The organism is Kitasatospora sp. NPDC096128, assembly GCF_040303105.1.
Classification (GTDB): Bacteria; Actinomycetota; Actinomycetes; order Streptomycetales; family Streptomycetaceae; genus Kitasatospora.
On the sequence record NZ_JBEOSP010000005.1, the window covers coordinates 77,168 to 86,061 of the forward strand.

Genomic DNA, 8,894 nt, shown 5'->3' on the forward strand with positions numbered 1-8,894 from the left:
ATCACGAACCTCCTCCGGCGGCCGGGCGCGGCCGGGCGGTCCCGCCGGCGGCCTCCTCCTCCACGCTGCGCGCCGCCGGGCGGGGGCGCCAGGGACGCGGTGGCCCGGTGGGGCGGGGGACCGGGACGGACGGGCCCGGTCGGCGCGGGGCCCGGTCGGGGTTGGGCCCGGTCGGGGTTGGGCGGGGCTCGGCCTGGTCCGGGCTGGGCGGGGCGGGGTGCAGATGTCCGGTGCGACCGATGGTGCCCTTTTGTGTCCGGAATGTTGTGGGGACGGGCTCAAGCGGTGCCGATTCGGTGGCGTAGGCTGACCGCCTTGCATCGACCTCCGGGGGGAACCACTCATGCGCCGTGCCGCGGCCGCCGTTGCCGTGTTCGTCGGGCTGACCGCCGTCGCCGCCTGCGGGCCGGACGATCCGGCGCCCCGCCCGGCGGCGACGGCCCCGTCCGAGGCCGCACCCCCGGCAGGAACCGCCGCCGCGACCACCGGCACGGCCCCCGCCGCCGCCCCCACCAAGGGCGGTGCGCCCCGCCCCGACGGCACCATCACCGTCGCTTTCGCCGGGGACGTCCACTTCGAGGGCCGTACCCAGTCCCGGTTGTCCGTCCAGCCGCCCGAGCCGGCCCTCGGCCCGATCTCCCACACCCTTGCCGACGCCGACCTCTCCGTGCTCAACCTGGAGACCGCGATCACCGGCCGCGGCGCGCCCGAGCCGAAGACGTACACCTTCCGCACCGCGCCCAAGGCGCTGTCCGTGCTCAAGGACTCCGGCGTCGACGTCGTCTCGATGGCCAACAACCACGCCGTCGACTTCGGCGCCGACGGCCTCGCCGACACCCTGGCCGCCAAGGACTCCTCGCCCATCCCGGTGATCGGCGTCGGACACAACGCCAAGGAGGCGTACGCCCCGTACCTGACCACCGTGCGCGGGGTGAAGGTCGCGGTGGTCGCCGCCAGCCAGGTCGAGGACATCACCAACCAGAAGTGGCGGGCCGGCGCCAACAAGCCCGGCATCGCCTCGGCCCTGGATGTCCCCGCACTGGTCTCGGCGGTGCAGGCGGCCAAGCAGCAGGCCCCGGTCGTCCTCGTCTACCTGCACTGGGGCGAGGAGGGCAAGGCCTGCCCGACCGGCGCGCAGACCGCCGTCGCCAAGAAGCTCGCCGCCGTCGGCGCCTCCGCTGTGGTCGGCACCCACGCCCACACCATGGTCGGCTCGGGCATGCTCGGCAACACCTACATCGGGTACGGCTTCGGCAACTTCCTCTGGTACGGCACCTCCAACTACGCCTTCTCCAACGAGACCGGCGTCACCACCCTCACCCTCGCCGCCGACGGCAAGGTCACCGGCGAGGCCTTCGCCCCGGCCACCATCGACGACAAGGGAATCCCCCAGCCGGTCACCGGCGCCGCCGCCGAGGCCGCCCTCAAGCGCCGCGACGGCCTGCGCGGCTGCGCCGGCCTCACCCCGCCCCCGGCCGCGCACTGAGGCCGCCGGTGCCGTCGTGGAGTGGTCCGCCGCCCACGTCCCCGGCCTGCCCCTGATCGCCCGCATCCGCCCCGACAACCTCGCCTCCCAGGGCGTCGCCCTCCGCGTCGGCCTGCACCGCGCCGAGCACCTGGACGGGCCGGGGTACGACGGCTTCGACTGGATCTACACCGCTGGGCCGCTGGGCTGACGCACCCGCCGGAGGCCGGTGCCGGGGCTCGGCGACAAGGACCTGAGGCCGTCCGACCCGTTCTCGGGGCGGGCGGCCTCTTCGCGTGCCCGGGTGGATTGACGAGGGGCCAGGTGTCGAAGGGTCCGGCTGAAGGGCCGTCGGACGGTCCGTCGGAAGGCCGGTCGAACGAGCTCTCGGCGTAGGCGAACAATTGTGTTAGGTTAGGCTTGCCTAACAATGCTGGTCGGAGGGAATGTCCTGTGGAGCGGTCCGAATTCGACGGTGTCGTCGCGATGGTCACCGGGGCCGGGCAGGGGATCGGTGCGGCCGTGGTCCGGGCGCTGGTCGCGGAGGGGGCCGTCGTCGCGGCGGTGGACCGGAACGCCGGTCCGCTCGCCCGGCTCGCGGCGGAGTCCGACGCGGTGCACCCGTATGTGCTGGATGTCGCCGACGGGCAGGCGATCGACAGCGGAGCCGAATTGATGGAGCATCAACTCGGGCCGATCGGAGTGCTGGTGAACGTCGCCGGTGTCCTGCGGGTCGGGCCGATCGTGGAACTCACCGACGCCGACTGGGCGGAGACCTTCGCCGTCAATGCCACCGGGGTGTTCCACGCCAGCCGGGCGGTCGGCCGCCGGATGGCCGGGCGGGGCAAGGGTGCCATCGTCACCGTGGGCTCCAACGCCGCCGGGGTGCCCCGGGCCGGGATGGCCGCCTATGCGGCGTCCAAGGCGGCGGCCGCCATGTTCACCCGCTGCCTCGGGCTGGAGCTCGCCCGCTCCGGGGTGCGCTGCAACGTGGTCTCGCCCGGGTCGACCGACACGCAGATGCAGCGCGGACTGTGGGGCGAGGACGCCGAGGCGGCCGAACGGCGCGTGATAGAAGGCGACTTGGCAGCCTGGCGGGTCGGCATCCCGCTCGGCCGGATCGCCGAGCCCGCCGACGTCGCGGAGGCGGTGCTCTTCCTGGCCTCCGACCGGGCCCGGCACATCACCATGCACGACCTGTACGTCGACGGCGGCGCGACCCTGCGCGCCTGAGACGCCCCCGGCCGTCCGCTGTGCGGCAGCCCCGCCGACCGGCGTTCCCCCAGGCCGGCATCCCCGCCGACCGGAATCCCCGCTGACCGGGGTCCCCGCCGACCGGCGTCCCCGCAAGCCGGGGTCCGCGCAGGCCGCTGGACCGCAAGACCGGCAGACCGTAGACCTGTCCCAGACTGGAGAGAACACCGTGACCACGGTGCACCACGCCCCGCCGACCCCCACCGACGGCGGCCCCGACCGGACCGCCATCGGCGCGGCCAGCGGCCTGCTCGGCCAGTACCGGGCCGCCGAGGACGAGGCGTTCCTCGCCTCGCCGACCCGCACCCTGCTCGCCGCCGGCGTGCACGCCCGGGTGCCGCAGGACGCGCGTCCGCTGCCCCTGCGGGTCGCCGAGACGCTGGCCCAGGCCCGCCGCGCCGGGATCGAACGGCCCCTGGTGGTCGGGGCGATGGCCTTCGACCGCGACAGCCGGGTCGAACTCGCCGTCCCCGCCCGGGTCCGGTCCGCCGGGGCGCTGGGCGACGACCCGCTGATCGCGCTGCCCGCGCCGCCGGTCGCGGAGACCGACTGGCGGATCCGTCCGGTCCCGGCGCCGGAGGCATACGGCGCGGGCGTCGCGGCGGCCGTCGAGCGGCTGCGCGGCGGGGAGTTGAGCAAGGTGGTGCTGGCCCGCACGCTGGAACTGAGCGGCGACCGGCCGCTCGACCTGCCGGCCGTGCTGCAGCGCCTGGCCCGGCGCGACCCCGGCGGCTACACCTTCGCGGTCCCGGCCGGCGGCGGCCGCACCCTGATCGGCGCCAGCCCCGAACTCCTGCTCTCCCGGCGGGGAACAGCCGTGCTGGCCAAGCCGCTGGCCGGCTCGGTGCCGCGCAGCGAGGACCTGGGTGAGGACGTCCGGCGCGCCGCCGCGCTGCTGGAGTCGCCCAAGGACCTCCACGAGCACGCCGTGGTGGTGGACGCCATCCGCGCGGCGCTCGCGCCGTACTGCCGCAGCCTGGACGTGCCGCAGCAGCCCACCCTGGTGCGGACGGCCGCGATGTGGCACCTGGCCACCGCGATCAGCGGCGAGCTGGCCGATCCGGCGGTCTCCGCCCTGGAGTTGGCCTGCGCGCTGCACCCGACCCCGGCGGTCTGCGGCACGCCGACGGACGTCGCCCGCCGGGTGATCGGCGAGGTCGAGCCCTTCGACCGGGGCCTCTACACCGGCATGGTCGGCTGGGGCGACGAGACGGGAGACGGCGAGTGGGTGGTGACCATCCGCTGCGCCGAGGCGGAGGGGCGGACGTTGCGGGTGTACGCGGGCGCCGGGGTGGTCGAGCAGTCCCGGCCCGAGGCCGAACTCGCCGAGACCAGCGCCAAGTTCCGCACCTTCCTGGACGCGGCCGGGGTGGCGCTGTGACGCCCCTGGACGACGTGCTGGGCGGATTCACCCCGTACCCGGCCGAGTTCGCCGAGCGCTACCGGGCCGCCGGCCACTGGCGCGGCGAGACCTTCGGGCGGATGCTGCGCGAGCGCGCCGCCGCGCACGGCGAGCGGATCGCCGTCGTCGATCCGGGCGGCCACTCGGCGGCGGCGGGGGAACGGCGCTGGACGTACGCCGAACTCGACCGCCGGGCCGACCGGATGGCCGCCGGGCTGCTCGCCCGCGGGGTCCGGGCCGGGGACCGGGTGGTGGTCCAACTGCCCAACGCCGCCGAGTTCTTCGAGGTGGTCTTCGCGCTGTTCCGGATCGGCGCCCTGCCGGTCTTCGCGCTGCCCGCGCACCGGTACGCGGAGATCTCGCACTTCTGCTCGTTCACCGGCGCGGTGGCGTACGTCGTCCCGGGCGTCGAGGGCGGCTTCGACCACCGCGAACTCGCCGACCGGGTAAGGGTGGAGAACCCGGATCTGCGGCTGGTCCTGGTGGCGGGCGAGGACCCGGGCGGGCACGTCCGGCTGGCGGACGTGCCCTGCGACGGGCCCGGCCCCGCGTGCGGACCCGAGCCTGGGGACGTCGCCTTCCTCCAGCTCTCGGGAGGCAGTACGGGCGTGCCGAAGCTGATCCCGCGCACCCACGACGAATACATCTACTCGCTGCGCGGCTCGGTCGAGCTGTGCGCGCTGGACGCCCGCAGCGTCTACCTGTGCGTGCTGCCCGCCGCCCACAACTTCCCGCTCAGCTCGCCCGGTTCGCTCGGCACGCTGTACGCGGGCGGCCGGGTGGTGCTCTGTCCCCGGCCGAACCCCGAGACGGCGTTCCCGCTGATGGGGCGCGAGGGTGTGACCGTCACCGGACTCGTCCCGCCGCTCGCGCTGCTCTGGCTGGACGCCGCCGAGCGCGGAGCCCGCGGGTACGAGAGCCTGGAGGTGCTGCTGGTCGGCGGCGCCAAGTTCAGTACGGAGGCGGCCCGGCGGGTGCGCCCGGTGCTGGGCTGCACGCTGCAGCAGGTGTTCGGGATGGCCGAGGGCCTGGTCAACTACACCCGGCTGGACGACCCGGAGGAGCTGATCACCACCACCCAGGGCCGCCCGATCTCCCCCGACGACGAGGTCCGGGTGGTCGACGACGAGGGCCGCGACCTGCCCGACGGCACCACCGGGCACCTGCTCACCCGCGGTCCGTACACCATCCGCGGCTACTGGAACGCCCCCGGGCACAATGCCGACTCCTTCACCCCGGACGGCTTCTACCGCACCGGCGACCTGGTCCGCCGGCTGCCCAGCGGCCACCTGGTGGTCGAGGGCCGGGCCAAGGACCAGATCAACCGGGGCGGGGAGAAGGTCGCCGCCGAGGAGATCGAGAACCACCTGCTCGCCCACCCGGCCGTGCACGACGCGGCGGTGGTGTCGATGCCCGACCCGTACCTGGGCGAGCGCACCTGCGCGTATGTCGTGCTCCGCACCGAACACCGCGAACGGCCGCCGAGAAGCGTCGAGTTGAAGCGCTTCGTCCGCCGGCGCGGACTGGCCGACTACAAGGTGCCGGACCGGGTCGAGTTCGTCGACGCCTTCCCCGCCACCGGGATCGGCAAGGTCAGCAAGAAGGACCTGCGGGCCGCCATCGCGGCCTCCCTCACCCACCCCTGAAACCCGCCCCTGAAACCCGCTCCTGAAGCCCGTCAACACCCCTGCCGCCAACACCCCTGTACAGCTGAGGAGTCCGACCATCGTGGGCCTGCCCCGCATTCCCTCGTATCCGCTGCCCGCCGCCGAGGAGCTGCCCGCCAACCGGGTCTCCTGGACGGTGGACCCGGCCCGTGCCGTGCTGCTGGTGCACGACCTGCAGAACCACTTCCTGGACGCGTTCCCGGCCGATGCCGCCCCGGTGCCCGAACTCCTCGACAAGGTCGTAGCGTTGACGGCTGCGGCCCGCGCGAGCGGGGTGCCGGTCGTCTACTCGGCGCAGCGCGGCGGGCAGAGCGCGGCCGAACGCGGACTGCAGCAGGACTTCTGGGGTCCGGGCATCCCGGACGACCCGCGCGCCACGGCGATCGCTGCGGCCGCCGCGCCGGTGCCTGGCGACGCCGTGCTCACCAAGTGGAAGTACAGCGCCTTCGTACGCACCGAGTTGGAGCGACTGCTGCGCGAGCAGGGCCGCGACCAGCTGGTGATCACCGGGGTGTACGCCCACATCGGTGTGCAGGCCACTGCCTGCGATGCCTGGATGCGGGACGTCCAGGCCTTCGTGGTGGCCGACGCGGTCGCAGACTTCGGGCCGGACGAGCACCGCGCGGCGCTGGAGTGGATCGCGGGGCGATGCGGGCTGGTCACCACGGCGGACGCCGTACTCGGCTCGCTGGACGGTCCGTCGGACGGTGCGCTGGTCGGTTCGTCGGACGGGGCGCTGGAAAGGACGGACGGGAAGTGACGGGCATGGACCACACAGGCTTCACCGTGGAGCGGATCCGGGCCGAGGTCGCCGACCTGCTCGGCGAGGACCCGGCGGACATCCCGCTGGACGAGAACCTGGCCGACTGGGGCCTCGACTCGATCCGGCTGATGACGCTCGCCGAACGCTGGCGGGCCGAGGGCTCCGAGGTGGCGTTCGTGCGGCTGGCGGAGCGGCCGTCCGTCGAGGCCTGGGCCGAACTGCTGGGTGTGGTGGCCTGATGGGGGCGGTCGTACGGGAGGCGGGCGCGGGCGGGATCGGTGCGGGCAGAGCTGACGCGGGGGATGTGACCACCGTGCCGGCGATGCTGGCGGCGGAGGGGCTGGTCCTGCCGGGGCCGCTGCGCGCCGGCCCGGCGGTCGAGCACCCGGCCACCACCGTGGTCGGCCCGGTCGAGGCCCAGGCGGCCCGGAGCCCGGAGGCCCCGGCGCTGCTGCTCGCGGACGGCGGGGTGGTGACGTACCGGGAGCTGAACACCGCGGCCAACCGGCTGGCGCGGGCCCTGGCCCGGCGCGGCGCCCGGCCGGGCACGGTGGTCGGGCTGGCGCCGGCCCGGCGCTCGGAGGAGATGCTGACGGCGCTGCTCGCGGTGGCCAAGTCCGGTGCGGCGTACCTGCCGTTGGACCCGGCGGACCCGCCCGGGCGACGGGACCGGCTGCTCGCCGAGAACGAGCCGGTGTGCGTGCTGGGGGAGGCGGTGCCGGGGGCGCTGACCGGGCTCGACACCACGGGCGAGCTGGACACCGACCCGCCGCGGGCCCTCACCCCGCAGCACCTGCTCAGCGTCGGCTACGGCCCGGGCGGGCGCCCGGCCGCCGTCCGGCTGACCCACGGCGAGGCGGACCGACGGGTGCGCGAGCTGCAGGCCGCCCACCCGCTCGGGCCGGGGGACCGGGTGTTGCAGCTGCGGCTGCCGCACTGGGGCTTCCTCTGGCCGCTGCGGACCGGCGCGGCCGTGGTGCTGACGGGGGAGTGAGGGGGCGGCGGGGCGGCGCGGGGCGGCGGGCTGCGAACAGCTGGCGGCTGACAGACGACAGCGAACAACTTTCAGATTTCAACTTTCAGCGAACAGATAATGAAAGTTGAAATCCGTTCGCTGAAAGTTGTCATCTGTCAGCCGTCAGCCGTCAGCTGCCGACCGCCACCCGAGCGCCAGGTCCACCGCCGTCCACGCCATCGCCACCGCGCCGTCCAGCAGCGCCCGTTCGGCCTCCGCCCCGACCGCGGCCGCCGCGAACGCGGCCTCGTGCGGCGCGCAGGCGCCCCCGGTGATGTCCAGGACCGGATGGATGGAGGGCACCACGTGCGAGACGTTGCCCATGTCCGTACAGGCGAACGGCCCGCGCTCCACCGGCTCGGGCCGCCCCAGCGCCGCCGCGTTGGCGCGCCAGTGCGCGAGCAGAGCCGGGTCGGAGCGCATGTCCAGGTAGTCCGGCTCGGGCCGGCTCAGTTCCATCTCGCAGCCGGTGGCCAGCGCCCCGGCCCGGAAGCAGTCCTCGACCCGGGCCCGCAACTGAGCGAGGTCCTCGGCCGCCGAGGCCCGGATCTCGTACTCGGCGCTCGCGCTGTCGGGGATCAGGTTCGGGGTAGTCCCGGCCGCCGTGGTGATGCCGTGCACCCGCCACTGGGGCGGCAGTTGCTGCCGCAGCAGCCCGAGCGCGACCTGGGCGACGGTGAGCGCGTCGGCGGCGTTGCGGCCCTCGTGCGGGTTGAGGCTGGGGTGGGCGGCGCGTCCGGTGTAGCGGACGGACAGGGTGCCGAGCGCGAAGGAGCGGAAGTCGGCGACCTCGACCGGGCAGGGGTGGACCATCATCGCCGCGTCCACCCCCGCGAAGGCCCCCGCCTCCAGCAACAGCGCCTTGCCCGCCCCGCGTTCCTCGGCCGGAGCGCCGATCACCCTTACGCTGAGCCCGAGTTCGGCCGCGTACGGGGCGAGCCCGAGTGCCGCGCCGACGCCCGCGGCGGCGATCAGGTTGTGCCCGCAGGCGTGCCCGAGGCCGGGAAGGGCGTCGTACTCGCAGACCAGCGCGACGGTGACCGGCCCGCTGCCGAGACTCGCGGTGAACGCGGTGGCCAGGCCATGGGCGGGTGCGGTGACCGAGTAGCCGTGGGAGCGCAGCAGTTGGGTGCACCGGGCGGCGGCCCGGTGCTCCTCGAAGGCGGTCTCGGGGTGGGCGTGGATGCGGTGGCTGAGCGCCAGCAGGTCTGCCCCGTGGGCGTGGATGCGCTCGCGGACGGCCTGCTTGGCCGCGTTCGGGGCCTCGAGTGCCTGGGGCGCGGCTTGGGGCTGGGGCATGGGGGCGTCTCCGGGTGTCAGGGGCCCGG

9 protein-coding genes are annotated in these 8,894 nt (G+C 74.8%); 8 read left to right on the top strand and 1 reads right to left on the bottom strand.

The window, feature by feature from the left end; genetic code table 11:
• The first annotated feature begins 343 nt into the window (after positions 1-343).
• The 8 genes from ABTY61_RS07875 (at position 344) to ABTY61_RS07910 (ending at position 7,545) form a co-directional block, all read left to right on the top strand.
• Positions 344-1,486, top strand: coding sequence for a CapA family protein (locus ABTY61_RS07875; protein WP_350504061.1), 1,143 nt, complete (start codon positions 344-346; stop codon positions 1,484-1,486).
• A gap of 16 nt (positions 1,487-1,502) precedes the next feature.
• Entirely contained in the window at positions 1,503-1,676 is a 174-nt protein-coding gene (locus tag ABTY61_RS07880; RefSeq protein ID WP_350504062.1) for a hypothetical protein, read from the top strand.
• Positions 1,677-1,918: 242 nt separating this feature from the next.
• Positions 1,919-2,698: a 2,3-dihydro-2,3-dihydroxybenzoate dehydrogenase gene (locus ABTY61_RS07885; RefSeq protein ID WP_350504063.1), complete on the top strand. Its 780-nt coding sequence runs from the start codon at positions 1,919-1,921 to the stop codon at positions 2,696-2,698.
• Between the two features lie 190 nt (positions 2,699-2,888).
• Positions 2,889-4,100 (top strand): isochorismate synthase DhbC, encoded by a 1,212-nt coding sequence (dhbC, locus tag ABTY61_RS07890; protein WP_502895237.1) that lies wholly within the window; start codon positions 2,889-2,891, stop codon positions 4,098-4,100.
• Positions 4,097-5,767 (top strand): (2,3-dihydroxybenzoyl)adenylate synthase, encoded by a 1,671-nt coding sequence (locus ABTY61_RS07895; RefSeq protein WP_350504064.1) that lies wholly within the window; start codon positions 4,097-4,099, stop codon positions 5,765-5,767. The genes dhbC and ABTY61_RS07895 overlap by 4 nt, the downstream gene beginning before the upstream one ends.
• Before the next feature lie 82 nt (positions 5,768-5,849).
• Entirely contained in the window at positions 5,850-6,548 is a 699-nt protein-coding gene (locus ABTY61_RS07900) for an isochorismatase family protein (protein ID WP_350504065.1), read from the top strand.
• A 5-nt stretch (positions 6,549-6,553) separates the two neighbouring features.
• Positions 6,554-6,790, top strand: coding sequence for a phosphopantetheine-binding protein (locus tag ABTY61_RS07905; protein ID WP_350504066.1), 237 nt, complete (start codon positions 6,554-6,556; stop codon positions 6,788-6,790).
• Positions 6,790-7,545: an AMP-binding protein gene (locus ABTY61_RS07910; protein ID WP_350504067.1), complete on the top strand. Its 756-nt coding sequence runs from the start codon at positions 6,790-6,792 to the stop codon at positions 7,543-7,545. Before ABTY61_RS07905 ends, ABTY61_RS07910 begins: the two co-directional genes overlap by 1 nt.
• Positions 7,546-7,689: 144 nt before the next feature.
• Here ABTY61_RS07910 and ABTY61_RS07915 read toward each other — a convergent pair whose 3' ends face one another.
• On the bottom strand, positions 7,690-8,865 hold the full coding sequence (locus ABTY61_RS07915; protein WP_350504068.1) for an amidohydrolase: 1,176 nt from the start codon (positions 8,863-8,865) through the stop codon (positions 7,690-7,692).
• Positions 8,866-8,894: the final 29 nt, after the last annotated feature.